24 protein-coding genes and 2 pseudogenes are annotated in these 26,643 nt (G+C 64.7%); 9 read left to right on the forward strand and 17 right to left on the reverse strand.

The window, feature by feature from the left end:
- Position 1: 1 nt before the first annotated feature.
- The 8 genes and pseudogenes from RHO23_RS24185 to glp all read right to left on the reverse strand — a co-directional run bounded on the left by RHO23_RS24185 (position 2) and on the right by glp (position 9,515).
- Positions 2-466: a Na(+)/H(+) antiporter subunit C gene (locus RHO23_RS24185; RefSeq protein WP_057965247.1), complete on the reverse strand. Its 465-nt coding sequence runs from the start codon at positions 464-466 to the stop codon at positions 2-4.
- A complete protein-coding gene (locus RHO23_RS24190) occupies positions 463-3,312 on the reverse strand; it encodes a Na+/H+ antiporter subunit A (protein ID WP_423488431.1) in 2,850 nt (949 codons plus the stop codon). The genes RHO23_RS24185 and RHO23_RS24190 overlap by 4 nt, the downstream gene beginning before the upstream one ends.
- Positions 3,313-3,431: 119 nt before the next feature.
- Entirely contained in the window at positions 3,432-4,154 is a 723-nt protein-coding gene (locus tag RHO23_RS24195) for a helix-turn-helix domain-containing protein (RefSeq protein ID WP_423488432.1), read from the reverse strand.
- A gap of 193 nt (positions 4,155-4,347) precedes the next feature.
- Positions 4,348-5,904: pseudogene (locus RHO23_RS24200) on the reverse strand (AAA family ATPase); the annotation flags it as partial.
- A gap of 74 nt (positions 5,905-5,978) precedes the next feature.
- Positions 5,979-6,567, reverse strand: a pseudogene (locus RHO23_RS24205) (ATPase); the annotation flags it as partial.
- Between the two features lie 6 nt (positions 6,568-6,573).
- Positions 6,574-7,461: a CDP-diacylglycerol--serine O-phosphatidyltransferase gene (pssA, locus tag RHO23_RS24210; RefSeq protein WP_030095718.1), complete on the reverse strand. Its 888-nt coding sequence runs from the start codon at positions 7,459-7,461 to the stop codon at positions 6,574-6,576.
- Between the two features lie 11 nt (positions 7,462-7,472).
- The gene (locus RHO23_RS24215) at positions 7,473-8,204 is read right to left on the reverse strand and encodes a phosphatidylserine decarboxylase (protein WP_064407747.1); all 732 of its coding nucleotides are present in this window, start codon (positions 8,202-8,204) and stop codon (positions 7,473-7,475) included.
- Positions 8,205-8,321: 117 nt separating this feature from the next.
- Positions 8,322-9,515: a gephyrin-like molybdotransferase Glp gene (glp, locus tag RHO23_RS24220; protein ID WP_423488433.1), complete on the reverse strand. Its 1,194-nt coding sequence runs from the start codon at positions 9,513-9,515 to the stop codon at positions 8,322-8,324.
- A gap of 116 nt (positions 9,516-9,631) precedes the next feature.
- On the opposite strand from glp, the gene RHO23_RS24225 reads away from it, so the two are divergent.
- Both RHO23_RS24225 and RHO23_RS24230 read left to right on the forward strand, forming a co-directional pair.
- Positions 9,632-10,429 (forward strand): HAD-IIA family hydrolase, encoded by a 798-nt coding sequence (locus tag RHO23_RS24225; RefSeq protein ID WP_423488434.1) that lies wholly within the window; start codon positions 9,632-9,634, stop codon positions 10,427-10,429.
- Positions 10,430-10,444: 15 nt separating this feature from the next.
- Positions 10,445-10,825: a VOC family protein gene (locus RHO23_RS24230; RefSeq protein ID WP_057965244.1), complete on the forward strand. Its 381-nt coding sequence runs from the start codon at positions 10,445-10,447 to the stop codon at positions 10,823-10,825.
- Here RHO23_RS24230 and RHO23_RS24235 read toward each other — a convergent pair.
- Entirely contained in the window at positions 10,822-11,193 is a 372-nt protein-coding gene (locus RHO23_RS24235; RefSeq protein WP_423488435.1) for a hypothetical protein, read from the reverse strand. The genes RHO23_RS24230 and RHO23_RS24235 overlap by 4 nt on opposite strands.
- Positions 11,190-11,765 (reverse strand): MspA family porin, encoded by a 576-nt coding sequence (locus tag RHO23_RS24240; protein ID WP_081342997.1) that lies wholly within the window; start codon positions 11,763-11,765, stop codon positions 11,190-11,192. The genes RHO23_RS24235 and RHO23_RS24240 overlap by 4 nt, the downstream gene beginning before the upstream one ends.
- A gap of 209 nt (positions 11,766-11,974) precedes the next feature.
- Here RHO23_RS24240 and RHO23_RS24245 point away from each other — a divergent pair, with 209 nt between their 5' ends.
- On the forward strand, positions 11,975-12,889 hold the full coding sequence (locus tag RHO23_RS24245; protein ID WP_423488436.1) for an SDR family NAD(P)-dependent oxidoreductase: 915 nt from the start codon (positions 11,975-11,977) through the stop codon (positions 12,887-12,889).
- On the opposite strand, the gene RHO23_RS24250 is transcribed toward RHO23_RS24245, so the two are convergent.
- Together RHO23_RS24250 and RHO23_RS24255 are read right to left on the reverse strand one after the other, a co-directional pair.
- Positions 12,886-14,580 (reverse strand): DEAD/DEAH box helicase, encoded by a 1,695-nt coding sequence (locus RHO23_RS24250; RefSeq protein ID WP_057967076.1) that lies wholly within the window; start codon positions 14,578-14,580, stop codon positions 12,886-12,888. The genes RHO23_RS24245 and RHO23_RS24250 overlap by 4 nt on opposite strands.
- Before the next feature lie 146 nt (positions 14,581-14,726).
- Entirely contained in the window at positions 14,727-15,638 is a 912-nt protein-coding gene (locus RHO23_RS24255; protein ID WP_423488437.1) for an SDR family NAD(P)-dependent oxidoreductase, read from the reverse strand.
- A 111-nt stretch (positions 15,639-15,749) separates the two neighbouring features.
- On the opposite strand from RHO23_RS24255, the gene RHO23_RS24260 reads away from it, so the two are divergent.
- A complete protein-coding gene (locus RHO23_RS24260; protein ID WP_057967074.1) occupies positions 15,750-16,313 on the forward strand; it encodes a TetR/AcrR family transcriptional regulator in 564 nt (187 codons plus the stop codon).
- Between the two features lie 30 nt (positions 16,314-16,343).
- Here RHO23_RS24260 and RHO23_RS24265 read toward each other — a convergent pair whose 3' ends face one another.
- From RHO23_RS24265 to RHO23_RS24275, 3 genes are read right to left on the reverse strand one after another with little or no spacing between them, the layout of a single operon-like run.
- Entirely contained in the window at positions 16,344-16,571 is a 228-nt protein-coding gene (locus RHO23_RS24265) for an anti-sigma factor family protein (protein ID WP_423488438.1), read from the reverse strand.
- Positions 16,572-17,201 carry an RNA polymerase sigma factor gene (locus RHO23_RS24270; RefSeq protein ID WP_423488439.1) on the reverse strand — a complete coding sequence of 210 codons (630 nt, stop codon included), beginning with the start codon at positions 17,199-17,201 and terminating at the stop codon, positions 16,572-16,574.
- The gene (locus RHO23_RS24275) at positions 17,182-17,658 is read right to left on the reverse strand and encodes a YkgB family protein (RefSeq protein WP_423488440.1); all 477 of its coding nucleotides are present in this window, start codon (positions 17,656-17,658) and stop codon (positions 17,182-17,184) included. Before RHO23_RS24275 ends, RHO23_RS24270 begins: the two co-directional genes overlap by 20 nt.
- Positions 17,659-18,003: 345 nt before the next feature.
- Here RHO23_RS24275 and groL point away from each other — a divergent pair, with 345 nt between their 5' ends.
- A complete protein-coding gene (groL, locus tag RHO23_RS24280) occupies positions 18,004-19,629 on the forward strand; it encodes a chaperonin GroEL (RefSeq protein ID WP_030095704.1) in 1,626 nt (541 codons plus the stop codon).
- A 141-nt stretch (positions 19,630-19,770) separates the two neighbouring features.
- On the opposite strand, the gene RHO23_RS24285 is transcribed toward groL, so the two are convergent.
- Positions 19,771-20,739, reverse strand: coding sequence for a hypothetical protein (locus tag RHO23_RS24285; RefSeq protein WP_423488441.1), 969 nt, complete (start codon positions 20,737-20,739; stop codon positions 19,771-19,773).
- 74 nt (positions 20,740-20,813) lie between these two features.
- Entirely contained in the window at positions 20,814-21,854 is a 1,041-nt protein-coding gene (locus RHO23_RS24290) for a pyridoxal-phosphate dependent enzyme (protein ID WP_057967068.1), read from the reverse strand.
- Between the two features lie 320 nt (positions 21,855-22,174).
- On the opposite strand from RHO23_RS24290, the gene RHO23_RS24295 reads away from it, so the two are divergent.
- The 4 genes from RHO23_RS24295 (at position 22,175) to RHO23_RS24310 (ending at position 26,639) form a co-directional block, all read left to right on the forward strand.
- The gene (locus RHO23_RS24295; RefSeq protein ID WP_057965239.1) at positions 22,175-23,362 is read left to right on the forward strand and encodes an MFS transporter; all 1,188 of its coding nucleotides are present in this window, start codon (positions 22,175-22,177) and stop codon (positions 23,360-23,362) included.
- 313 nt (positions 23,363-23,675) lie between these two features.
- Entirely contained in the window at positions 23,676-24,545 is an 870-nt protein-coding gene (gene scoE / locus RHO23_RS24300) for a (3R)-3-[(carboxymethyl)amino]fatty acid oxygenase/decarboxylase (RefSeq protein ID WP_046252481.1), read from the forward strand.
- Positions 24,542-25,096, forward strand: a complete 555-nt coding sequence (locus tag RHO23_RS24305; protein WP_046252482.1) for an FcoT family thioesterase — start codon at positions 24,542-24,544, stop codon at positions 25,094-25,096. The genes scoE and RHO23_RS24305 overlap by 4 nt, the downstream gene beginning before the upstream one ends.
- 28 nt (positions 25,097-25,124) lie before the next feature.
- Entirely contained in the window at positions 25,125-26,639 is a 1,515-nt protein-coding gene (locus tag RHO23_RS24310; protein WP_423488442.1) for an AMP-binding protein, read from the forward strand.
- The last annotated feature ends 4 nt before the right edge of the window (positions 26,640-26,643 follow it).

The following is a 26,643-nucleotide window of genomic DNA, read 5'->3' on the forward strand; positions in this document are numbered from 1 at the left end:
TTCATGACTTCTCACCCGCCGGAAGTGCGTCGAGTTCGGAAGGCGAGTCCTCGTCACCGGATTCGGGCGCCTCGTGGTGTTCTTCCCTGCCGTCGGTGACGGGTTCAAGTGGTTCCTGGGCGACGCGCGCGTCCTCGGCGTCGTCGTCGACGACGTCGTCGGCTTCCAACGTGAACATGCGATAGATCAGGGCGAGAGTGAATGCGGCAACACCCATGGTGATGACGATCGCGGTGAGGATCATGCCCTGGGCCAACGGATCTGCCATAGAGGTCCGGCCCGCGGACTCACGTCCGATGATCGGTGGATTACCGGACGGGCCACCCACGGTGAGGATCAGCAGGTTCACCGCGTTGCCGACGAGAAGCAGACCCAACACCATGCGCGTCAGGTTGCGTTCGAGCATCAGGTACACGCCGCATGCGGTGAGGGCGCCGATGATGATGAGTAGTCCGAGATTGGTCATGACGCGCGCACCCCCGCCCGGGCCCGTGGAGACTCTTCGAGCTCCACATCCAAGCGTGCGCCCAGGCTGCGCAGCACATCGAGTACCAGACCGACGACCACCAGGTACACGCCCAGATCGAAGAACAGCGCCGTCACGATCTTGACGTGCCCAAATCCAAGCACATCGAATTGGATTGTGGCCGAAGACAATACCGGGGCCCCCAGCAAGATCGAAGCCAATGCTGTCCCGCCGGAAAATGCCAGCCCGAGCCCGAGGATCTTGCCTGCGTCGAATGGCAGTGTCTCGCCCAGCTCATACCGCCCACCGGCGAGGTAGCGCAGTACGAGAGCCAGACCGGCCGTGAGGCCACCGGCGAATCCACCGCCCGGAACGTTGTGTCCGGCGAAGAAGAAGTAGAACGACAACACCATGACCAGCGGGAAGATGAGCCGTGTCGCAACTTCCAGAACTAACGACCGGTGCTTGGGATCACGCAATTCGCTCCCGCGCAACCAGACGCTGGAGGCCACCACCACATCCGGTTGACCCGCCGCGTCCCCGACCCGGGGAGCTCTCCCGAAACGCCGGTGCCGGAACATCAGCGAAGCCACGCCCGTCGCGGCAACCAGCAGTACCGAGATCTCGCCGAGGGTGTCCCAGGCACGGATATCCACCAGCAGCACGTTCACCGTGTTGGCGCCGTGCCCGCGCTGATATGCCGCCTCGGGGAGCAGGTCGGCGATCGGGCGATCACGTCGCGCCGCCATCGCGTACACCCCTAGCGCCGTCACGGTGCATCCGACCGCAATCGCGAGCACGGCACGGGGTAGCCGGAATCTGTTGGCCTGCTCCGCATCCGACTCGGCGGGTAGGGCGCGCAACACCAACACGAAAATGACGAGGGTCAGGGTCTCGACGAGGAACTGCGTCAGCGCCAGGTCTGGCGCCCCGTGGAGTGCGAAGATAACGCCTGTTCCGTAGCCAGTGATGCCGACGAGCAGCACCGCCGCCAGACGGTTGCGCATGACGGTGGCGCCGATGGCGGCGGCAAGCATCAGTAGCCCGACCACCCCCTGCAGCGGCGAATCCCACAGTTTGAGGTGCGGCTCGTCGCGGGCTCCGAGTGCCAGCACAATGGTCGGCAGTGTCACCAGGGTCACCAGAATGGTGGCCTGGGTGAACGGGATCGAGCCTCGTTGCGTCAGTGCGGTCAGCCGCTGGGACAGCACATCGGCACCGCGCAGAACGGCGTCGTAGCCGCGGTCGGCATTACCCAGTGGGTTGACGGCGAGTCGGGCCTTGCGCAGGCGTCCCCGCGAGAAGAACGCGAAGATACCGACCGCGAACGCGATCGCGGTAAGCAGCAGCGGTACGCCGAAGCCCTCCCAGATCGCGATATGCGCGTCGACGGGATTGGCGTAGCTGCCCAGCGCCCAGTTGAGCCAGTCGGGCAGTATCCCGGCCGCGATGCTTGCTACCGACAGCACGGCGGGTGCCACCAGGAAGGCAGGCGCCGGAGCGTGCATGCCCTGTACGCGGGCGCTTGGCTCGGGTAAACCCTTGCGTGCGAATGCTCCCCAGATGAACCGCATGCTGTACGTGATGGTGAACATGGATCCGACGACTATCCCCGCCAGCACCCAGGGGGCGGAAGAACCGAGCACCTGACTGTGCAGCACCGTCGCGAAGGCCAGCTCCTTACCGACAAATCCGAGGGTCAGTGGAACCCCCGCCATGCTCGAGGCGGCCAGCCCGGCAATCACGAGTAGAGACGGTTCGCGTCTTCCGAGCCACGCCAACTTGCGGATATCGCGGGTCCCGACGGTGTGGTCGATGATTCCCACCACCATGAACAGTGCGGCCTTGAACAGGGCGTGCGCGCACAGCATGACCAGCCCGGCCAACAGGATGTCGGGATCACCAGTGCCCGTGAGCACCACCAGGAATCCGAGTTGGCTCACCGTGCCGAAGGCCAGGATCAGCTTGAGGTCGTACTCGCGCAGGGCGCGCCAGCCCGCCAGGATCATGGTGGCGATGCCCAACACCAGCACGATGGGCCGCCACGGTGTCGCCTCGGCGAACCCGGGCGACATACGGGCCACCAGATAGATACCGGCCTTCACCATGGCTGCGGCATGGAGATAGGCGCTGACCGGGGTTGGTGCGGCCATGGCGCCGGGAAGCCAAAAGTGTAGGGGGACAATGGCGGACTTGCTCAGGGCGCCGATCAGTATCAGCACCAGACCGACGCTGGCGGCCATACCCGATGGCGGGTCTGCGATGAGGTCGGAGAGCAGGAAGCTTCCGCCGACATGGCCGAGCACGATGATCCCGACCAGCATCGCCAGTCCACCAGCAGTGGTCACCAGCAGTGCTTGTACCGCCGCGCGCCGACTTGCGAGTCGTTCCGCGTAGTGACCCACCAAGAGGAAGGACAGCACGGTCGTCAGTTCCCAGAAGATGTACAGCAGCAGCAGGTTGTCGCTTATCACCAGACCGAACATGGCCCCGGAGAAGGCAACCAGCTCTGCAGCGAAACTCGGAAGCCGCGGCTCGGTGTGCCCGTCTCGATGCCGGAAGTAGCTCGAGCAATAGAACAGCACCAGTGACCCTATGCCGAGCACCAGCACGCTCATGATCGCGGCCAGCGAGTCGAAGCGCAGAGAGATATCCATCGCCAGCTCGGGCACCCAGGGGATGTCGATACGAGTGTCCGCCCCGGCGGCAGGCCATCTTGCCAATACCCAGATCAGCGAACCCAAAGGGACCAGGGCAAGAGGGTAGAACGCCAGTCGACCAACGCGCGCCACAAGTAGCGGCGCCATCGCGGCGGCAAGTGCGTGGGCAAGCAGAATGGCAAGCAAAGGCACTCCCGTCTATCGGTTGTTGGGCGGGGTGTCGTTGTGTCTAGTTTAAGGGGCGCTGATTCGACTTGCCTGCTCGGGTATTGAGTCAAACATTCCAGCAAATGGCGCAGTAGGTGCTAAGGACCCGTCCGGGCCATGGCGCGGGCCTTGTTCCATGCGCGTTCGAAGGTTTGTTGATGGTTGTTCCACAGCTCGAGGGTGTCGTCACGCCGAATGAGCATGGCCGGGCTGTCTCCGGCGGGAGCGCCGTAGAGATGAGGTGTGGTGATGAGGGCGTTATCGGCCCGAAATAACGGCGTGTACGCCGGGTTGTCGTGCACGCGGACGCTGAGCCCGTCGATGTTGGACAACGCCCGGACACGGGAATAGGTCATCCGGCGGCGCCCGGTGAGATCTCTTTCGCGTTGTTCGTCGAGACCGTGGAGCTCGGCAGTCGACGTGTCGGGGTCGCCGGAGAGGAACCGGATTTGAGCACCCCGGGACGCTGCGTTAGAGAGTGTCTTCGCGAAGCGGGGAACGTCTTCGAAGAGAAATGTGCCGCTATAGACGAGAATGTCGATTGCCTCGGTCGCCCTTGCGAAGAACGAGGTCCACGCAGCGGCAGGAATGTCGGTGCGCCTGGTGTAGACACTGACAGCGGCGGTTCCAGTGCTCAGCGGCTGCAGAGTGGGGAAGATATCGGGCCACAGGTCTTGGGGGTCGCAGTCCAACGCGTCAGCCGCGCGGCGCGCACTGGTGGGTGCGGGCATTGATTCTCCCCGTATCCAGGAATCGACCGCGTCGATATCCACGCCTGCGGCTCGTGCGAGATTGGAGTCATCGACTCTCAGATCATCCATCAGCGCTCTTAAAGCATGATTGGGTGACTGTGGTTGAGACACTGGCTCATGTGACGGCATGCCTGCTTCCCCTTCCGGCTTTCGAGCAGCATGCGCGTAGGCGATTGGCCGAATCGGCGACAGTGTTACCGGCATGCACCATCGAGCTTATCGAGTCCGGTAGTCGGGCTGCGTTGGCGCGTTCCCCTGTTGTTCAGCGGTTGTCAGCAAACGCGCGCAGGGATGCTACCTGCACGGGATCCAACGACGGACGTACTGTGGCCCGCGCGGTTTCGATATCGGCGACTGCCACATCGGCGGCGTCGATGGATCGCCGCATGGCCGCCATTGCGGCTTCGCGCAGCAGCGCCGCACAGTCGGCGGCCGAGAAGCCGTCCAGTTCAGCTGCGAGGGCATCCAGATCCACATCGGCGTCCAGTGGTACCGCCCGCGCGGCCGTTTTGAGAATGTCTTTGCGGGCTTGAGCATCCGGCGGCTCGACGAACACCAGGCGTTCCATCCGGCCTGGACGCAGCAGCGCCGGGTCGATGAGCTCGGGCCGGTTGGTGGCGCCGAGCACCACCACATCGCGCAGCGGTTCCACCCCATCCAGTTCGGTCAGCAAGGCCGCCACCACGCGATCGGTGACACCCGAGTCGAAGCTCTGCCCGCGCCTCGGCGCCAGCGCGTCCACCTCGTCCAGGAAGACCAGTGATGGCGCCGAATCGCGCGCACGCCGAAACAGCTCGCGCACCGCCTGCTCGGAGGCGCCGACCCACTTGTCCATCAGCTCGGCGCCCTTGACCGCGTGCACCGACAACCGTCCGGAGCTAGCCAGCGCCCGCACCACGAAGGTCTTTCCGCAGCCGGGCGGTCCATACAGCAGTACTCCACGGGGCGGGTCCACGCCGAGGCGTTCGAAAGTGTCCGGATGCTGCAACGGCCACAGGACGGCCTCTGTCAGAGCCTGTTTGGTGGTCACCATGTCGCCGACGTCGTCGAGAGTTATCGACCCGACGGCCACTTCCTCAGTGCTGGAACGGGACAGCGGTCGGATCACCGACAGGGCACCGACAAGATCTTCCTGGGTCAGCGCGGGGGCGCTGGCCTTCTCGCTGGCCCGTGCCGCTGCCCGCAATGCGGCTTCGCGGACCAGCGCGGCCAGATCGGCCACCACAAAACCCGGTGTTCGCGCGGCGATCTCGTCGAGCTGTAGGTCCTGCGCCGGCACCTTCGTCAAGAGGACTTCCAGCAGTGACTTACGGGTAGCGGCGTCGGGCAGGCTCAGGCCCAGCTCACGGTCGCACAGCTCGGGAGCGCGCAGGCGCACGTCGATGGCGTCGGGATGTGCGGTCGTTGCGATGAATGCAACGCCGGAAGTGGCTACCGCTGAACGTAGTTCGGCCAGGATGAGTGTCGCCACGGGTTCTGCGGTGGCCGGCAGCAGAGCGTCGATATCGGAGATCAGCAAGACGCCGCCAGACTGCCGGATCCGGCTCACGGCCTCCCGTATCGCGGTGAGACGTCCTTCCGCGGTGGTGGCCCCCACTTCCGGCCCGTCCAGCTCGACGAGCGTGCGTGGCGCACAGACCGCGCGCGCCAGCGTCGTCTTGCCGACGCCGGCGGGGCCAGATATCAGCACACCCAGATTCGGCTGCGCACCCAGTGTTTTCAGCAGGCCGGGTTCATCGAGGGCCAGTTTGAGCCACTCGGTGAGCCGGGTCGCCTGCGCCCGGGAGCCCTTGAGGTCCTCCACGGATATCGCGGCGGGGGGCTCGGGTGACGGAGCCACGGCGGCGGCGGCTTCGGCAGGCAGAGCCGTCTGTTGCGCATTGGGGCTCAACGGGTTTGCGCCCTGCCAGCTGACAAGAGAATTGGGTTGCACGCTGACCGGACCGGCCGGATCGACCGCCGTCACCGTGAGCAACTCGGAGGTCCAGGTTATCCCCACCGACCGGGCCAGCGTCGTCGTCGCCTCCGACGTGGACGTGCCAGGTCCGAGGTCCCGTGGCAGCAGCGACACGGTATCCCCAACGGTCATGACCTTGCCCAGTAGCGCCAGCCGAAGTGTCGCGGACGAAACAGATTGGGTGGCAAGAGAAGAACCGCTGACGCTGACCGACCGTGCGCCATACACCGTCACGGGGGCGACGATGACCGACGCATCCTCACGCAACCCCGCGTTGGACAGCGTGACGTCGTCGAGCAGGGCGGTACCGGCCGGAACTGAGCGCGGTGCGACCCCGACGACAGCCGCCGTTGTTCGTGATCCGGTCAGCGAAATCGCATCCCACTCCCGGATGCCCAGGGCTGCAATCGCTTCTGGATGCAACCGGACGACGCCGCGCCGCGAGTCGACAGCCGAAGTGTTGAGGCGAGCGGTGAGAGTCAGCGACGGGCCATTGGGACCAAGAGCATCGGGATGTTCGCTCATGCGTACCTAGCGCGGCCCACCGGGCCGGCGTAACCCCAGACGCTCCGCTGTGCGCCGCTTGGGGAGCGCGGCTTGCCGGAAGGCGCGCCGCTGGTCCCGGCGCTGATCGCGGCGTAGATCCCGTCGCTCCTTGGGTTTGGCGTCCCACGACTCGGGCCGGGCCGCCACCCAGCGCTGACTGCGCCAGGCGAACGGGATATGGGCAAGGTAGACAACGATCAGAATCAGCAGCAGTACGTACGGGTATTGCAGCAGTCCTGCGGCGGCCACCGTCACCAGCGCGAGCAGCAGGACCACCATGCGGGGCGGCACGGAGACGGATTTCATGGCCGCGGTGGGGATCTGGCTGACGATGAGCATGGATACGAACACCATCCATGCGCATATCGCCCATACCGACGACCACCACCCGTCGCCGAATTGCAGCAAGGCCGCCAGCGGGGCCAGCACCATCAGCGCGCCCGCGGGGGAGGGCACTCCGACGAAATACTCCTTGGTAAACGCGGGTTGGGAATCGTCGTCGAGCAATGTGTTGAAGCGAGCCAGCCGCAGCACGATGCACACCGCGTAGAGAAGCGAAAAGACCCATGCTGTCGGGGTATCCGAGAGCATCGAGATGTAGAGCACCACCGCGGGCGCGACACCGAAGTTCACCGCGTCGGCCAGCGAGTCGATCTCCGCGCCCATTCGCGATGTCGCGTCCAAGAGCCGGGCGATCCTGCCGTCGAGACCGTCGAGGATCGCGGCCGCGGCGATCAGGGTCAGCGAGATGTAGGGCTTTCCGTCGAACGCGAACTTGATCGAGGACAGGCCACCGCAGATCGCCAGCACCGTCATCACACTCGGCAGAATCCGGATGTGTACGGGGCGCTTCGAGGACGCGGCTTGGTTCATGACTGAGCCGCTTACGCGTTATCGGTGGAGGACGGCAGCTCGGCCAGCACGGTCTCGGCGCCCACGGCGCGTTGCCCTGGCTGGACAAGAATTTTCGACCCCTCGGGCAGGTAGGTGTCCACCCGGGAACCGAATCGGATCAATCCGTAGGTGTCGCCGATGGACAACTGGTCACCGACCTTGGCGTGGCAGATGATCCGGCGTGCGATGAGTCCGGCGATCTGGACCACCACCACATCGTGCCCGGTGCGAGTACGGATCTGCACGCTATTACGTTCGTTGGCAACGCTCGCCTCGGCACGGTCGGCCGACAGGAACTGCCCACTGCGGTGAATGACTGCCGTCGCCTCACCGGCGACGGGGACCCGCTGCACGTGAACATCGAACACCGACAGAAAGATGCTGATGCGGGGGAGAGGCTCGGCGGGCAGCCCCAGTTCCGGCGGAGGTACCGCGCGATCGACCAAGCAGATCTGGCCGTCGGCCGCGGCCACCACCACATCGGCACGGTTGGGTGGGATGCGCGCAGGATGCCGGAAGAATGCGGCGCACGCGCCCGCGAGCGCCAGCCCGGTTCCGCGAATCCAGCGATTCTTGAACCCAAGTCCCGCCAGTCCCACTCCACCGGCGATGAACGGGAGTCCTGCCGGGTGGATCGGTGGGATCGTCGAGCGGATGAGTTCGACGATATGCGGGATGCCGGAGTCCGGCTCTGAACCTACGGGGCGGGGGCGTCTTGCCACCGGACCATCCTAGTGATGTGGCCGATGCGCTGGGGACAGCACGACACACACGGAGACGGGATGCGGTCGACGGTGGCATTCCCGGGCATTCGCCGACAGCGCTACAAACGGCCGTGATCAGCTCAGATTCCACACGCTGACAGTGGTCCCCGCCGCGAGTTCGGTGACATCCTCGGGGATGTCCAGCAGGCAGTTCGAGGCCGCCAGCCATCTCAAATGATGCGATGCGGGAGGTCCCACGGCCGTCACGGTCCCTCTGTCGGCATCCCAGCACCCGCGCCGGAACTGCCGCTTACCCGCGGGCGCGGTGATCGGATCGGTGAGGACGGCCTCGTGGCGCGCCCGCGCGGGCGCCAGCCCCATCGCTGCGCGTAACGGCTCGCGAATGAACACTTCGAACGACACCAGCGCGCTGACGGGATTGCCGGGCAGGGTGAGCACCGGGACGCCATTGACGTGTCCTGCTCCCTGTGGTTTGCCGGGCTGCATGGCCACCGAGACGAACTGGACACCGGCGTCGGTGAGTGCGTCCTTGACCACCTCATAGGCTCCGGCGCTGACTCCACCGGTGGTGATGACCAGGTCGGCCTGGGCGCCGAATTCGTCGAGTACTGCGAGGAATTGCTCGACATCGTCTGCGACGGTCGGCGCCACCACGGCGTCGGCCCCGGCCTCCTGGACAGCGGCGGCAAGCATGATGGCGTTGGATTCATAGATCTGCCCGGGCTTGAGGTCGGTACCCGGGGGCACCAACTCGCTGCCGGTGGAGGCGATGACCACCCGCAGGCGCGGATGCACGGTCAGCTCCTCGAGTCCGAGTGCTGCCGCCAGACCCAACGCCGGCGCCATCAGCCGGGTGCCGGCGCTCAGTACGGTGTCGCCAACTCGCACATCCTCGCCTGCGGACCGGATGTGCTGGCCGGCACGGGGTTCTTCGGTGATGGCCACGGTTTCGGTGCCGCCGTCGGTGACTTCGACGGGCACCACCGCGGTGGCACCGGCGGGAAGGGGCGCACCCGTCATGATCCGGTGCGCGGTACCGGGTTTGAGCGTCAGGACGTCGGTGCGCCCGGCCGGGATGTCCTCGGTGACCGGCAATGTCACCGGATTGGTGGGCGAAGCCCCCGCGAGATCGTCGCGGTGGACCGCATACCCATCCATGGCCGAGTTGTCGAACACCGGCAGATTCAGTGGCGCGATCACGTCGGCGGCCAGGACCAGTCGCTCAGCCGCACCTACCGGCACCCGGACAAGCGCGGGCGCCTGGATCAATCCCGCGACGACTTGCTGGTGTTCGGCGACGGAACGCATCGGCTCATTATTGCCCGACCACCCAGCGCATACCGCACGCAGGGGTTTCGCTGAGTCCGGTGGGTCAGGAATGCCCTCGGCGTGCGCCGCGCACGGCATGGCGGGAAAATAGCGCCATGACCGTCGGCGGAGTGCTCTTCGATATCGACGGGGTCCTGGTGACCTCGTGGGAGCCGATCGACGGCGCCGCGCAGGCCCTCAAGGTGCTGGAGAGTGATGACGTTCGTCGTTGCTTCTTGACGAACACCACCTCGCGTACCCGAGTGCAGATCGCGGAGCTGTTGACCGCCGCGGGCCTGGCGGTGCCCGCCGACGAGGTGATTACCGCCGCCATGCTGACCGCCGATCACGTGATCGCCCAGCACCCCGGCGCCCGGTGCTATCTGCTGAACGACGGGGACATCACCGCCGACATGCCTGGGGTCGACTTCGTCGACTCCCTCTCCGATGATCCCGACGTCATCATTCTTGGTGGGGCCGGTCCGCAGTTCGATCATGTGGCGCTGAGCCGGGTATACGACCGGATGGCTCAGGGAATCCCGGTGGTCGCGATGCATCGCAACGCGGTGTGGAGCACACGCGAGGGATTGCGCGTCGATACCGGTGTGTACCTGGCAGGCATGGAACAGGTTTCGGGGCGCAAGGCGGTCGCTGTCGGCAAGCCCGCCCCGGCGGGATTTCAGCTGGCCGCCGAGCGGATGGGGTGCGAGCCGGATCAAGTCGTGATGGTGGGCGACGACCTGCATGTCGATGTGCTTGCGGCCCAGGTGGTCGGGATGACGGGTGTGCTGGTGCGCACCGGGAAGTTCCGTCAAGACACCCTCGACAGATGGGCTGCCGATCAGTATTCGATGCAACCCGCGTACGTCATCGATTCGATCGCCGATTTGCCGTCCTTGTTGTCGGACCTGTGAGCCAGAATCTGCCTCATGATCGACCACTTCGGTATCAACTGCGCGGACCTGCCGACCGCGGCCGCGTTCTATGACAAGGTGCTCGGGGTTCTCGGGTACACGCGACAGATGGATTTCGGTGTCGCCATCGGGTACGGGACCGCAGGAAAGCCTGACTTTTGGATCGGCGGCGGCGATGCCGCGGGCGGACCCAATCGTGAGATCCACGTTGCCTTCTCTGCCGAGAGCACCGAGAAGGTCGACGAGTTCTTCACGACGGCGACGGGTGAGGGCGCCGAGGCCCTTCATGCGCCGCGGCTATGGCCGGAGTATCACCCGGGTTATTACGGTGCGTTCGTCCGCGACCCTGACGGCAACAACGTCGAGGCGGTGTTTCACGGGGCGGCGCCCGCCTAAGGGCCGGCACTGACAATCGGCGCCGACGCGCTGGCCGGTTCCCGGGCTGGCGGTGCGGGTTTGACGGGTGCCGCGCCGGCGGGCATGACGATCGGAGGCGGTGCGGCGCCCTGTTGACCGGCGGAATCGGTGTCCGAGTCGGGTTCGGGTGGCCAATCCACACTCGTCGGGGGCCAACTCTCGGCCTTGTCGCCGCCGGTCGCGGCGGCTGGGGGCGCACATCCTTGCGCTGCGCCGAAGTCGCCGGGGCTGCAGTTGTCCGCCCGTGCCACGGATGCCGGACCGACAATGAGGCTTGCGCACAGGGTGGTGGCGATGATCAGCCGTGCCATTCGGTGGCGTTGCGGTCGCGCGTGGGTAGGGCTCATAGCGAAAGAATGTCCCCGTACACGTTCACGCTGTCGTCGGACTTGTCGGTGTCGATCAGCGCCGTCGTGAAGAACCGGATGGAGACTGGTCCGCCGCAGGCGTCGACTTTCACGTGGGCATCGTGAACCACGATTTCGCCGGTGCGTCCTTTGAGGGCCTTCTTGCCCAGCACGATGTTCTTGATCGTCCCCGGAAGCAGATTGACCGAGATGCTCCCGTTGACTTCCGCGTAAGGGCCGACCATAGCCAGCAGATTGCTGCCGCCGGAGAAGCCGGGACTGACTCCCGCGTCCGCGCCGACGTCGACGCTTCCGCCCTCGCTGAGGTCGATCTGGCAGCCCAGCTGCAACCCCATGACGAGGGTTCCGGAGTTGACCGGAACCGCGCCGTTACCGTCGATGCTGGCGAGGGCCTTGCCGGTGACAAACCCCTCTCGTGTGAACGCTGTGGCGGCCATGTTTGGCACAGAGTTGATAGTCATCCGCGACAGCGCAGCACTCAGATGCCAGCCGTCGTCGGTATCGGCAGACTGGCTGACGTCGGCGACCGGCAGCGGGTCTGCCGCAGCCACTCCCGTGCCCGAGCACAGAAGTGAAATTACAAGGGTGGCAACAGAAGTAAGTTTGCGCACGGACCCGCCTTACATGCAGTAGGTGGCCAAGCTCAGTGATCCGGCGATGAGCGTATTGACCCCTGCTGTGGGATTCCTGGTATCGAACACCGGGAGAACTGTGAATAAGCAGGCTGGGCAGCGCGGTGGATCTGGGGCAGGATGCGTGTGTGACCGCACATTGGAGCACCGCCGACATTCCCGACCAGACGGGACGCGTCGCCATCATCACCGGTGCCAATACCGGACTGGGCCTGGAGACGGCCCGCGCGTTGGCGGCCGCGGGGGCACAGGTAGTTCTTGCGGTCCGCGATCTGGACAAGGGTGCTGCCGCTATCGAAGAGATCGGGAAGACCACGCCCGCAGGTAACCTGGCGCTGCAGCGCCTGGATCTATCTTCCCTCTCGGATATCCGTTCTGCCGCTGAACAATTGGGTGACCAATACCCACAGATCGATCTGCTCATCAATAACGCCGGGGTGATGTATCCGCCGAAGGGCAACACCGCGGACGGTTTCGAGCTGCAGTTCGGCACCAACCATCTGGGCCATTTCGCCCTCACCGCCCTGCTGCTGGAGAACCTGACGACGGTGCGTGGCTCCCGCGTCGTAACCGTCAGCAGCAACGGTCATAAGTTCAGAGCCGCAATACATTTCGATGACTTACAGTGGGAGCGCAATTACAGCCGGGTGGGGGCCTACGCCCAGTCCAAACTCGCCAACCTCTTGTTCACCTACGAGCTGCAGCGGCGTCTCGAGGCCGCGGGGGCCGAGACGGTGGCGTTGGCGGCACATCCCGGTGCGTCGGGTACCGAGTTGATGCGTCACATCACCTTCGGTCCGGAGGCGTTCAGTGCCGCGGCGTTGAAACTCGCCCAGAGTCCGGCCATGGGCGCCTTGCCCAGTCTGCGTGCCGCTACGGACCCCACCGCCGTTGGTGGCCAGTACTACGGGCCCTCGGGCTTTGGTGAGTTTCGTGGGTATCCCAAGGTGGTCAAGTCCACCAGGCAGTCACACGATCAGGCTCTGCAACAACGGCTTTGGTCTGTCTCGGAAGAGTTGACTGGAGTGAAGTTCCCCGTCTAGAGCTCCCGATGCAGGGTGCGCACGGCGACGATGCGTTCCTTGAGCTGATCGCGGGTGGCCGCGGCCACCGGGGGGCCTCCGCACCGCCTGCGCAGCTCATTGTGAATCCAGCCGTGCGGTTTACCCGACTTGAAGTGCGTGGCCGACACCAAGGCGTTGAGCTCGCGACGCAGTTCGCGCAGTTGACCGTGTGTCGAAGTGATTTCCGGGGGTACCTCGCCGGAAGCGGTGCGCTTGGTGAGCTGCTCTTCTTGCCTGCGCCGCAACAGATCTCGCATCTGATTCGGATCGAGCAGGCCGGGAATGCCGAGGTACTCGGCTTCCTCCTCGCTGCCCGCTGGCGTCGCGGTGCCAAAGGAGGCTCCGTCGAAGATCACCTGATCCAGTTCGGCACTGGCACTGAGCGATTCGAAGCCCTTCTCTTCCTCGCCCGGCTCGGTGCGCTTGCGCTCCACCGGCTCCTCATCGCCCATCGGCTCGCGGTGTGGTTTACCGAGTACGTGATTGCGCTGCTCTTCCAGCAGACTGGCGAGTTCCAGCAGTGTCGGCACCGAGGGCAGGAAGATGCTGGCCGTCTCACCTTGTGTTCGGGAGCGCACATACCGGCCGATCGCCTGAGCGAAGAACAGCGGCGTCGAGGCGCTTGTCGCGTACACGCCGACGGCAAGGCGCGGCACGTCGACGCCCTCGGACACCATGCGCACCGCGACCATCCACTCGCTGGTGCTGTTGGAGAACTGCGCGATGCGATCCGAGGACTTCGGGTCGTCCGAGAGCACCACCGTGGGTTCCGATCCGGTGATGGTGGTCAGTAGTTTCGCGTAGGCGCGGGCCGCCTTCTGATCGGAGGCGATGATCATGGCGCCGGCATCGGTCATCCCGCCATTGCGCTTCTGCTGCAGCCGCGCATGGGCGGCGCGCAGCACCGCGGGTATCCATTCGCCATTGGGATCCAAGGTGGTGCGCCATGCGCGCGCAGTCTGCTCGGCGGTGAGTGGTTCGCCGAGGCGAGCGGCATGTTCCTCGCCGGCACTGTCACGCCAACGGGCCTCGCCTGAGTACGCCATGAACACCACGGGACGCACCACGCCGTCGGCCAGCGCCTCGGAGTAGCCGTAGGTGTGGTCGGCTTGCGAGCGCTGGAAGCCCGCGCCGTCGGGCTCGTAGTTGATGAATGGGATCGGGCTGTCGTCACTGCGGAACGGGGTTCCGGTCAAGGAGAGGCGCCGCGTCGCGTCGTCGAAGGCTTCGCGGACCGCTTCACCCCAGCTCTTAGCATCTCCGGCGTGGTGGATCTCGTCGAAGATCACCAACGTGCGGTGGTTCTCCGTGCGGACCCGGTGCCGGGTGGGGTGACTTGCCACCTGCGCATAGGTGACGACGACTCCGTGGTACTCCGAGGAGTTCTGTGCGTCCGAGTTGCTGAATCTCGGGTCCAGAGACAGCCCGAAGGAAGTGGCCGACTGAGCCCACTGGACCTTGAGGTGTTCGGTCGGCACCACCACGGTGATCTTGTCGACTGTGCCGTCGGCCAGCAGCTCGGTAGCAATGCGCAGGGCAAACCTTGTTTTCCCTGATCCCGGGGTCGCGACCGCCAGGAAATCTCGGGGCTTGGCGGCCAAATACCGCACTAATGCCCTACGCTGCCAGCCCCGCAATGTATGGGTGCTGGGCGCCTCTACAGCCCGCACCCGTCAGACTCCTCACTGATTGGACTGCAGACTAGCGCAACGGATTACGGGAGTGCATCCCGACGGGCGTGGCGGGCACCGCGTGTCGTGTCACCAGAGTGACAGTCGGCGACAATCAGCACAGTGCCCGCCTCTTTCCGTTCAGCTCACTTCACCGGGAAGACCACGTCGGTGAGTTCTTCAGATACCGACCACAAGCGTCGCTGCAAATTGAGGTCATAGGATTGCTCGCTCGATGCGACGACCTTCGGGTTACCGCGTTGTTCGCCGAATCCATCCGGTCCGTAGTACTGCCCGCCCAGGGCCGCAGGGTCGGTGGCGGCCCGCAACGTGGGCAGCGCGCCCATGTCCGCACCCTGGACCAGCAATGGCGCCACCACGTTGAAAACGGCCCGGACCCACAGCGGAGAGTTGCGGGCCAGCTCGGTGTTGGAGCCGCCGGGGTGCGCCGCCAGGGCGGCCGTATTGGTGCCTGCCAGGCGCCGCTGCAGTTCGTAGGTGAACAACAGATTGGCCAGCTTCGATTGTCCATAGGCCGCGACCCTGTTGTAGTCGCGTTCCCATTGCAGGTCATCGAAGTGGATCCCGGCGCGAATGCGGTGCCCGATGCTGGAGACGGTCACCACACGTGAACCCTCGACAGGTAGCAGGTGGTCCAGGAGCAGGCCGGTGAATGCGTAGTGCCCCAGGTGATTGGTGCCGAACTGCAGCTCGAAGCCGTCGGCGGTGGTGGATTTCTCCGTCCACATGACCCCGGCGTTGTTGATCAGCAGGTCGATCTTGTCGTAGCGCGACTTGAGCTCGTCACTGGCCCGGCGTACGGACTTCAGCGAGGAAAGGTCCAACGGCTGCAGGGTCACGTCGGCGTTCGAGTGGGCCGCGGTGATCGCGTCGGCCGCTGCCTTTCCCTTCTCCGTATTGCGCACCGCGAGCACAACGTGGGCGCCGTGCGCGGCGAGCGCCTTGGCGGTCTCCAGCCCGAGGCCGGTGTTGGCACCGGTGATGATCGCGACGCGACCGGTCTGATCGGGGATGTCGGTGGTATTCCATTTGGTCATGGGGGCTCCTTGGGTAATATCTTCAGTAACCGGGGCGGCTACTCCGCTTACGAATATACGGAACGCACGCCCCGTTTTGTCAAGGTGTGTTGGAACCTCGAGGAGTGTGAGATGGATCAACCTGCCCGGCCCTTGCGTGCTGACGCCGCCCGCAACCGTGCGCGGGTCCTTGAGGTTGCCTATCAAACGTTTGCCGAGGAGGGCCTCGGTGTCCCGATCGACGAGATCGCGCGGCGCGCGGGAGTGGGTGCCGGGACCGTCTACCGGCATTTTCCGGCCAAGGAGGATCTGTATCGCGCCGTCGCGGAAGACCGGATGAGCACGGTGATCGGTAAGGGGCGCGAGCTACTGGAGTCGGCCGATCCGGGTGAGGCGCTGTTCGGATTCCTGCGCGTGATGGTCGAGTGGGGTGGGACCGATCAAGGATTGGTGGATGCCCTGGCCGGCGCGGGTGTCAGTGTCGAAGCGCTTATCCCTCAGATCGAGGAATCGTTCTACGCGGTCCTGGGTGATTTGGTGAAGGCCGCACAGCGGGCGGGCACGGTGCGCTCCGATATCGGCGTGCACGAGGTAAAGGCGCTCCTGGTGGGGTGCCAGGCCATGCAGAGCTACAACAAAGAGGTCTCGCAGCAGGTCACCGACGTTGTCTTCGACGGGCTACGGCCGCGTCGTTAGGCGCGTCATAGGCAGGGCCGTGTTCGCGGCTCAGCGTTGCCGCTCCCGAAAACCGGCGAGCAGTCTTTCTCGCAGCGCCGCGCTGGGGCCGTCCTGCGGGATCTGGCTCAAGATCGACACGGTGGATTTGTACTGGTTCAGGTAGTTCACGCATCCGTCGCACTCCAACAGGTGTGCCTCGAGCTTCGCGCGCTTGATCGGTGATAGTGAATTGTCCAGGTACTCCGTGATCAGTTCGACGAGTTCGTCGCAGTTCATTCAACTCACATCCTTCATGTAGTCCTCAAGTCCTTGGCGAACCGCCGCCCGTCCGCGATGCAGGAGTACGCGCTGGTTGGCCGAGGTGATTCCCAGGTGTTCGGCGACCTCCTTAGAATCGAGTCCCAGTAGGTCCCGCATCGTCACCACCACGCGCTGCGTCTCCGGCAGCCCGTCGAGTTGCAGAACTACGTGGGCGAGCAGCTCCTCGGAGAGCACCAGGTTCTCCGGCGTCTCGGGAAACGAATGCGGGGCGGCGTCGTCGCGCCAGTGGCCCACCCACTCGCCGGTGTCCCGGAAACGGCCCGGGTCGACGGTCCCTCCGGTAAATGCCGCGATGGCCTTCGCGGTATCGCGACGTTCGCGGATTCCCCGTTCCTTGGCGATGTTGATCAGGATCGTGAACAGCCAGGTGCGCAGTGTTGATCGACCTTCGAATGCGTCGATCCCCTTGCACAATGCGAGCCAGGCCTCCTGCACCACCTCTTCGGCGATCTCGCGGCTTCTCACGTAGCTGCGCGCGAGCTGCAGCATCGCGGGCGTGTGTGCGTCCACCACCTGCGCGAACGCGCCCTCGTCGCCTGCTTGTAGCGAAGCGACGAGGGCTGCTTCAGCGTCGCGTGAGTGCATCGACCAAGGTCCAGGCGGAGATGCCGAGGAGCGCGACATCCTTGATGAGGAATTGCCCGGTCGAGGACAGCACCGGGAACCCTCCGGCCGCACTCTCGAACACCCCCGGTGTGCTGAACAGGAAGCTCACAGTGGTGGCGAACATGCCGATGGCCATGAGGCTGCCGACTGCCGAGAGCCGGGGCAACCACGGCTTGACGGAGAGCAGGACTGCGATCGTGATTTCCACGATTCCGAGTAGCGATGAGAACGCGGTGACCGAGAAGACGTCGTACACCCAGGACATCAGCGGACTGTGGGACACCAGCGGCACGATGCCGTTGGCCTCGAACTCGGTGAACTTCAGCATGCCGATCCATGCGATGACGATCGCGAGCCCATATCGCGCCAGGGCGACCCCGGCGCGCGCCAAGGGTGCGTCCGGTTCGATGTGACGCTGCAGTTGAGCGGTGATCATGGCGACTCCTCTACTGATGGGGATGGTGACACGACTGAGTGCTCTGCAGGATGCAAAGCGTTACAGCATGGGGGGCAGACCGAAGGGTGCTACGTGGGTATCGGCGTCCGTCCACATCACCACGGCTTTTGATCTGGAGCCGACGTCGTGTTTGTTGGCCCGGGCTTCGGCCAATCGCCCTTGCACTCGCCATGTCCGAGTGCTAAAAATGGCATTGGCACTCACGACCGGTGAGTGCTAGGCCGGGACGGTGAGGCCGCAGCCCACACAGCTGCGTCCGTCCGTCGCGGGCACTGAGCCCGGCCAAAGAACGTGCCACCCCCTATACGGAGGAATCACTTCGCAATGGCCAAGACAATTGCGTATGACGAAGAGGCCCGCCGCGGCCTGGAGCGGGGCCTCAACGCCCTCGCTGACGCGGTCAAGGTGACGCTGGGCCCCAAGGGTCGCAACGTCGTCTTGGAGAAGAAGTGGGGCGCCCCCACGATCACCAACGATGGTGTGTCCATCGCCAAGGAGATCGAGCTGGAGGACCCGTACGAGAAGATCGGCGCTGAGCTGGTCAAGGAAGTTGCCAAGAAGACTGACGACGTCGCGGGTGACGGCACTACTACCGCCACCGTGCTTGCCCAGGCTCTTGTCAAGGAAGGTCTGCGTAACGTCGCTGCCGGCGCCAACCCGCTCGGCCTGAAGCGCGGCATCGAGAAGGCCGTGGAGGCCGTCACCAGCTCTCTGCTGGACTCCGCCAAGGAGATTGACACCAAGGAGCAGATCGCGGCCACCGCGGGCATCTCCGCGGGTGACCAGTCCATCGGTGATCTGATCGCCGAGGCCATGGACAAGGTCGGCAACGAGGGTGTCATCACCGTCGAGGAGTCCAACACCTTCGGCCTGCAGCTGGAGCTCACCGAGGGCATGCGCTTCGACAAGGGCTACATCTCGGGTTACTTCGTGACCGACGCCGAGCGTCAGGAAGCCGTCCTGGAGGATCCCTACATCCTGCTGGTCAGCTCCAAGGTCTCGACTGTCAAGGACCTGCTTCCCTTGCTGGAGAAGGTCATCCAGGGTGGCAAGCCGCTGCTGATCATCGCCGAGGACGTTGAGGGCGAGGCTCTCTCGACCCTGGTCGTCAACAAGATCCGTGGCACCTTCAAGTCCGTCGCCGTCAAGGCTCCGGGCTTCGGTGACCGTCGCAAGGCGATGCTGCAGGACATGGCGATCCTCACTGGTGGCCAGGTCGTCAGCGAAGAGGTCGGCCTCTCGCTGGAGACCGCCGACATCTCCCTGCTCGGGCAGGCTCGCAAGGTCGTCGTCACCAAGGACGAGACCACCATCGTCGAGGGCGCGGGCGATTCCGACGCCATCGCCGGTCGCGTGGCGCAGATCCGCAGCGAGATCGAGAACAGCGACTCCGACTACGACCGCGAGAAGCTGCAGGAGCGCCTGGCCAAGCTGGCCGGCGGTGTTGCGGTGATCAAGGCCGGAGCTGCCACCGAGGTGGAGCTCAAGGAGCGCAAGCACCGCATCGAGGACGCCGTTCGCAACGCGAAGGCCGCCGTCGAAGAGGGCATCGTCGCCGGTGGTGGCGTCGCCCTGCTGCAGGCTGCCCCCGCGCTGGACTCGCTCTCGCTCGAGGGTGACGAGGCCACGGGTGCCAACATCGTCCGGGTGGCGCTGTCGGCTCCGCTGAAGCAGATCGCCTTCAACGGTGGTCTGGAGCCGGGTGTCGTCGCGGAGAAGGTCGCGAACCTTCCTGCGGGCCACGGCCTGAACGCGGCGACCAACGTGTACGAGGACCTGCTCGCGGCCGGCGTTGCCGACCCCGTGAAGGTGACCCGCTCGGCGCTGCAGAACGCGGCGTCCATCGCGGCGCTGTTCCTCACCACCGAGGCCGTCGTTGCCGACAAGCCGGAGAAGGCCGCCGCACCTGCGGGCGACCCGACCGGTGGCATGGGCGGTATGGACTTCTAAGTCCACCAACGAAGAAGGCCCGGTCTGCGTCATGCAGGCCGGGCCTTTTCGTTGGTGACTCCGTGCGCCGAGTGGGAATCTGGCGTGGGAAATGGGCTCGATTCTCTCGTGAGATTCCCACTCGGCTTGCGGTGCCGAGGTTTACACCGGTGCTGGTGCGATGATGCCGCCGGTCAGACGCCGGTAGGTGTAGACGTGAATCAGACCGGATAGGGCCGCAATCGTCGGGTAGGCGATGATGCCGCCCAAGCCGCAGGTGATGAATGTCGCTGCGACACCGGCGAAAGCAACACCCAAGGTGATCAGGAATACGACCAGTGCCTGTCCCAGATTGTTCTTCACGATCTGAAAGCTGGCCTTGATCGCATCAACAGGGCCCAGGCCGCGGTCGATGGCGAAGAACACGGCGTACTGGGCGAAGAACCCGAAGATGATTCCGCCGATGATCAAGAAGCTTCCGATCAGCACTCCGAGCGCGACCAAGAGCGCGGTCCCCGCGTAGGCGCCGAAATTGCGGGCGCGGAAGAAGGTTCCGAAACTCACGGGCTTGCCGTCGGCGACATCGAGATTGGCGCTGACGATGCAGGCGCCCACGTAGAGGCTGACCGCGAACACCACCGCGTAGAGCAGGATGATGATGGCGATGGCTCCGCCGGAGAACTCGGGTCCCTCATACGAGTATGAGTACGAGGAGCTTGAATCACCGCCGTAGCCGCTGGTGCTGGTCTGCGGCAGGCTGGCGATCAGAATCGCGTAGACGATTCCGAACGGCACACCGATCGCAAGGAACCAGACCAGATACGGCGGAATGAAGGTTCCGAAGCGCTTGGTGACCTGGGCCCACGACCAGCTCCACGACTCGCCGGCATTGAACGGTCCCTGCGGTGGCCACGGCGCCTGCGGCGGATAGCCGTAGCCAACAGGCGGGTATCCCTGGGGAGGGGGCGGGAATTGTCCACCCGGGTACTGGGGGGCTCCCGGCGGAGGACCCGGCTGGTACCCGGGTTGATATCCAGGCGGCGGGGGCGGCTGGTACCCCGGGGGCGGGTGGTGTGGGTCGTACGCTGACGGATCGCCCGCTGCGGGCGGCTCCTGTGGTGGGTAAGTCACCGATTCAGGCTAGCAATGAACATGTTTGCTGAGCCGGGAACTCGCGGGTGTCGCAGTGTCGCGGGCCGTGGCTATCAGGTGTGCGCGGCGGCATCGCACAGGCTGTGTACGTCCGCTACGAAACCGGACGCAGGCCTGTCGTAGTCGCGGTACGACCAGGGCAGTGCCAGATCGGCGTTGTCCGCCACGGCCTTTGGCGAGAACTCCGCCATGGCAGCGGCGTCCTGGTGACGGGCGAACACGTTCTGCACGTAGCGATGCCCGGTATCGGGTGCGGTGAAAACCACCGCGCGCTCGGGGGCGCGTTCCTTCTCCCATTGAGCGGCAAGGAACGCCGCACCGGTGGACAGTCCCGCGAAGACCGCGTGCCTGCGCAGTAGTTCGATGGCACCCGACTGTGCGGCGCCAAAGCCGATCCAGTGCACCGTGTCGTACAGGCTTGGGTCCACATTCTCGAAGGGAATGGAGCTGCCGATGCCGGCAATGATGATGTCAGGGTCGTCGAGATGTTCCGCGTCGAAAGTCACCGAGCCGAAGGGCTGTATCCCCGCCAAGCGGGTATCGGGTGCATCGACGCGCAGCTCGGTGGCGAGGCTTCCGGTTGATGCGCCGGTACCCACGCCGCCGACAAGGGTCAGCGCGGTGTCCCCGAGTTCGCGCCGGATCTGGTGAGCAATCGGGCGGTACCCGGCGTAGTGAATGTCGTCGTGATACTGGCGCATCCAGTGGTAGTTGGGTCGCTCGCGCAGAATCTCGTGGATGCGGGCAACCCGGCGGTTCTGATCCAGTTTCAGGTTCGGAGTCGGGGGCATCTGCTCGAAGTGCGCGCCGAGGATGGCCAGCTGCACGCGCAGTGTCTCGTCGACCGTGGTGGAACCCACGATGTGACATTTCAGGCCGTGGCGATGTGCGGCCAGCGCCAGCGCGTGCGCGTAGATACCACTGGAGCTGTCGAGGAGGGTCGTCTCGCGATCAATCGCGCCGCTGTCCAGCAGCTGCTGCACGGCCGCCATGGCCGAAACAACCTTCATGGTCTCGAATCGCAGACAGAACATCCCGTCGGCCAACTGAATCAGGTCGGGGCGCCCCACCGACTCCGCGAAATGTCTGTCCACTCTCAGCTGCCAGCCCTTCTAATCGTATTTGCCCTGTATGTCGACGATGTCGCTACCGCGCCGCCACGTAGTGCGGCGCATCCGGTGCCATCGGCAACGTGGACATGCTGCGCTGAGGCGCGCCGGGTACGGGTCGCGTACTTGGGAATGAGAATCGGGCGGCGCTTCCCGAAGGTCATCTCAGCTACTGTCACGTCCGAGTGGTCGTCGCTGTGCGGTCAATAGTTCCCGGTCGTCTCATATTTCCCCTATCGCTGTGCTGTCGTGTAGACAACACAGCTGTGACATCGCCTCACCCCGCGGAGCCGAGCGCCCCGTCCGTGCTCCGTAGCGTCCCCTTCCTGCGGTTGTGGACAGGCACCACTGCCTCGGGTTTGGCGACCTGGATGTTGCCCATCGTGCTCGGATTTGCGGTCCTCGACGGAACCTTGTCGGCAACCGCGCTAGGCCTGGTTCTCGCCGCCCGGACGGTCGGGTTCTTGGCGGCCGTCCCGCTGGGAGGCGTTCTCGCGGATCGCTATTCGCGACGTGGCGTGATCGCGGTGTCTTCGATGCTGGCAGCAGTGGGGCATCTGGTGATCGCGGGAGGTATCCACCACGTGATTGCGATTCCGGCAGCGGCCGCGGTGCTCGCTGGGGCAGGGCAGGGTGCGTGCCGGCCTTCCTACCAGGCATTGACCGCTGAGGTTGTCGCGGTGTCGCAGCGTCAGCAGGCGAATGCCGCCATCACCATTGCCGTGCGGGTGGTGACGCTCGTCGCGCCTGGGGTGGCGGCGTTGGCCGCCGCCCGGCTGGGGGTGGCCCCGCTGCTGATAGTTCTCGCGGGATTGTGGCTTCTGTCTGCGCTCGCACCGCCGGCGGGCCGTGGCCGAGCCGAGGTGGCTGGTTCAGGGTTCACCGTGTTCAGCGACTTCGCCGACGGGTTCCGAGAGGCTCGCCGTCACCCGTGGTTCCTCGCGGGCCTGGCGGCGTTGACCGCGGTGATCGCGACCGGCTATTCGGCCACCGGGGTTGCGCTGCCGTTGGTAAGCCGTGACCGATATGGGACTGAAGTGCTGTTAGCAAGCGCGACAACGGCATACGTCGCCGGAGCGCTTATCGGCGCGATCCTTATCAGTCGCTGGCGCCCGCGTAACCAAGGCTGGGCGGCGCTCGCAGGCCTCGCGCTTTACAGCGCGGCACCGCTGAGCTTGATGCTGCCCGTGCCTCTGGCGATCGTGGTGATGGCCTACGTGATCACCGGTATGGGCATCGAACTTTTCAATGTTCCCTGGTTTACCGCCACCCAGCGCGAAGTCGAACCCGACAAGCTGGCCCGGGTGTCTTCTCTGGACTTTCTGCTGTCCTACGGTTTGGCGCCACTGGGCCTGGTGATCATCGCCCCGGCGATGGATCACTTCGGTAGCGCGCCGGTGCTGGCAGTGTGTGCGGCGGTTTGCTTGTTGGCGCCTGCCGCTGCGGCCTTGACGCCGAGCTCACGGCACTTTGGCCAGGCGCCTCGCTCCTGAGAGCAGTCGGTGCTCTGCAGTGAGTCGTGCCGAATGCCCCCGAAGTTCCTGAGACGAAGGTCACCGCGACGGACGCTACCTCCCGGTGATTGCGGTCTGGTCTCCAAAACTGCAGGGCAATAACGAATTATCCGCTGTGGTTCGTGGTGTCGCGCTCACAGAAAACTACTGCTTCGTCAAGTCTTGGGAACTATTTCGGTCATCGAATCGACTGCTGTGTTAGTGGTCGCCGGTAGTCGGCGGCCGGGCGGTGAGACCGAAGGTGCCCATCCAATCGCCGAGAGGCGAGGGCTGAATCAGGAATAGGGAGTCGATGACGCTCAATGTGAAGGGCGAGGGACTGGGCACGCAGGTCACGGGGATCGATCCCGGGAACCTGGACGGAATCACCACACAGGAGATCCGCGAACTCGTTTACCGGAACAAGCTCGTCGTCCTCAAGGATGTTCATCCCTCACCCGCGGAGTTCATCCAGCTGGGGAGATTGATCGGGGAGATAGTGCCCTATTACGAGCCGGTGTATCACCACGAGGACCACCCGGAAATCTTTGTCTCGTCTACGGAAGAGGGACAAGGGGTTCCGCGGACCGGCGCATTCTGGCACGTCGATTACATGTTCATGCCGGAACCCTTCGCGTTCTCCATGGTGGTGCCCTTGGCGGTGCCCGGGAGTGATCGGGGAACCTACTTCATCGATCTCAACAAGGTGTGGGAATCGTTGCCGAGCACGGTAAAGGACTCTGTGCGTGGGACGTTCAGCACACACACGCCCCGCCGCTACATCAAGATCCGGCCCAGTGATGTCTACCGGCCCATCGGAGAAATCCTGGCCGAGATCGAAAGGGTCACACCGCCCCAGAAGTGGCCCACGGTGATCAAGCACCCGCAGACGGGGGAAGAGATCCTCTACATCTGCGAGGCCGGCACCGAGACGATCGAGGACGGGGATGGAAGACTGCTCGATGCTGCGCTGCTTCAGCAGCTACTCGAAGAGTCGGGGCAGCTCGATCCCGACTACGCGTCGCCCTTCATCCACGCCCAGCACTACGAGGTCGGGGATATTGTGCTGTGGGACAACAGAGCTCTTGTGCACCGCGCAAAGCATGGAACAGCGGCGGGCACGCTGACGACCCACCGCCTGACCATGCTGGACGGTCTTGAGACACCCGGATATGCAGCGTGAGCGCGGTCGCGGCGACCCTGTCGGTACAGACCGGGCTGCCTTCCACCGGCATGGCGCCGATCGACGAGGATCTACTCGGCAGGGTGCTTGAGCCATATTCCTATAAGGGATGCCGCTATCTGTCCGATGCCGAATACGGAATCACCTCGGACGCGGTGCACGCGCAGGGCAATTTCGCGATCAATGAGTCCGCCTATATCCGGAGCACGGGGCACTTCAACGCCGTCGAGTTGGTGCTGTGCTTCAACCAGCTGGCGTACTGTGCATTCGCTCAAGGTGTTGTCAACGACGATATCTGGGCATTCCGGGGCTGGTCGATCGATGACTACTGCCAGAACCAACTCGCCAACATGCTGATCAAGAGCACATCGTCCCGGTTCCGGCGGCTGGTCAACGCGCAGCGGTTCTCCGCCCGCCTACAGGCCCGCAATTTCCACATCGTCGACCGGTCGTGGCGTTATCTCCAATTCCACAGCACCATCGAATTCTGGGACCAGGACGGAGGATCCGCGGCCGGAGAGTTCGAGCTCGCGGTCCTGAACATCCCGTAGCCCCCGACAGGAAGCGTCTCCCTCTGCCATGTCCGCGCCACCACCCACCGTTTGGGAACGAGTCCTCGAGCAGGCCCGTATCCGGCCAGATCTCATCGCCTTGCGCCGCAGTGACGGCACCGGTGCCGTGAGTTACGCAGAGCTCGTCGCCGAGGTCGGAGGGCTCGCCGCAGCCCTTCGGGCACAGTCGGTGATTCGGGGATCACGGGTTGTGGTGTTGTCGGACAACGGACCCCAGACGTACCTTTCGGTACTCGCGTGTGCGCAGGTCGGCGCCATCGCCGTCATGGTGGACAAGGACCTGCCCGCCGCCGCCATCGCGCGGTTCTGCGAAATCACTGATCCGGCCGCGATTCTCCCGGATGCGGCCGAGTCGACCGGCGGGCTTGATGACCCGAATCGCGACATAGATTGGCCGGCAACGCATACCGGAAGTAACGCCGACGACCCGCTCGCGATGATCTTCACCAGCGGAACGACAGGTGAACCGAAGGCCGTGCTGCTCGCTCACCGCACGTTCTTCGCTATCCCGGATATCCTGCGCGATGAGGGGCTGAGCTGGATCGACTGGGTCGCGGGCGAGACGAGCTATTCGCCGTTACCGGCAACGCATATCGGTGGGCTCTGGTGGATTCTCAACGGCCTGATGCACGGCGCATCGTGTATCACCGGCGGCGAGGGTGGGGCATCGTTGATGGACCTGCTGGTGGGCAATGAGGTGGCGACTGCTTGCCTGGTGCCCACCCTCTTGACCAGGTTGGTGTCCGAACTCAGAATCACCGGGCAAGACGTTTCCTCGTTGCGGTTCATAGCCTATGGCGGCTCACGGGCGATCCCGGACGATGTGCAGTTCATCGAAGCCGCGGGGGTGCGAACGGCTCAGGTCTATGGTCTGAGTGAAACTGGTTGTACCGCACTGTGTCTGCCCACCGACGAGGAATCGCTCGCCAGGATCGAGCAGGGTGCGGTCGGCCGTCCGTATCCCGGAGTGCAGACCTTCCTCTCGGACAGCGGGACCGGCGGACCCATGGACGGCGGCACCTCTGCGCCGTACGGCACGCTGTGGATCAAGTCGCCGGCCAACATGCTCGGTTACTGGGGAAATCCCGACCGTACCCGTGAGGTACTGGCCGATGGATGGGTGAACACCGGCGACCTGGTGGAGCATCGTGACGATGGCTTCTTCTACATCAGGGGGCGTTCCTCGGAGATGATCATCTCCGGAGGGGTCAACGTGGTACCGGACGAGGTTGACAGGATCGCCGAAAGCGTTGCAGGCGTCGGTGAAGCGGCGTGTTACGAGATACCGGACGAGGAGTTCGGCGCGCTGGTCGGTTTGGCGGTGGTACCGGCCGCGCAGCTTGACGAGCTGGGCACCGTTGAGCTCAAGCAGCGGATCGCGGCCACGTACCGCCACGAATCCGAGTCGATGGCCAGGCCGTCGATCATCGCAGTAGTCGCAGATATCCCGCGGACGAAGTCCGGCAAGGTCATGCGTTCGGCATTGGCCGCCTCACTGAATGGGGCACTGACGCGTGCCTGACAAC

Origin of the sequence: Mycobacteroides sp. PCS013 (assembly GCF_049532645.1) — a bacterium.
Classification (GTDB): domain Bacteria; phylum Actinomycetota; class Actinomycetes; order Mycobacteriales; family Mycobacteriaceae; genus Mycobacterium; species Mycobacterium gwanakae.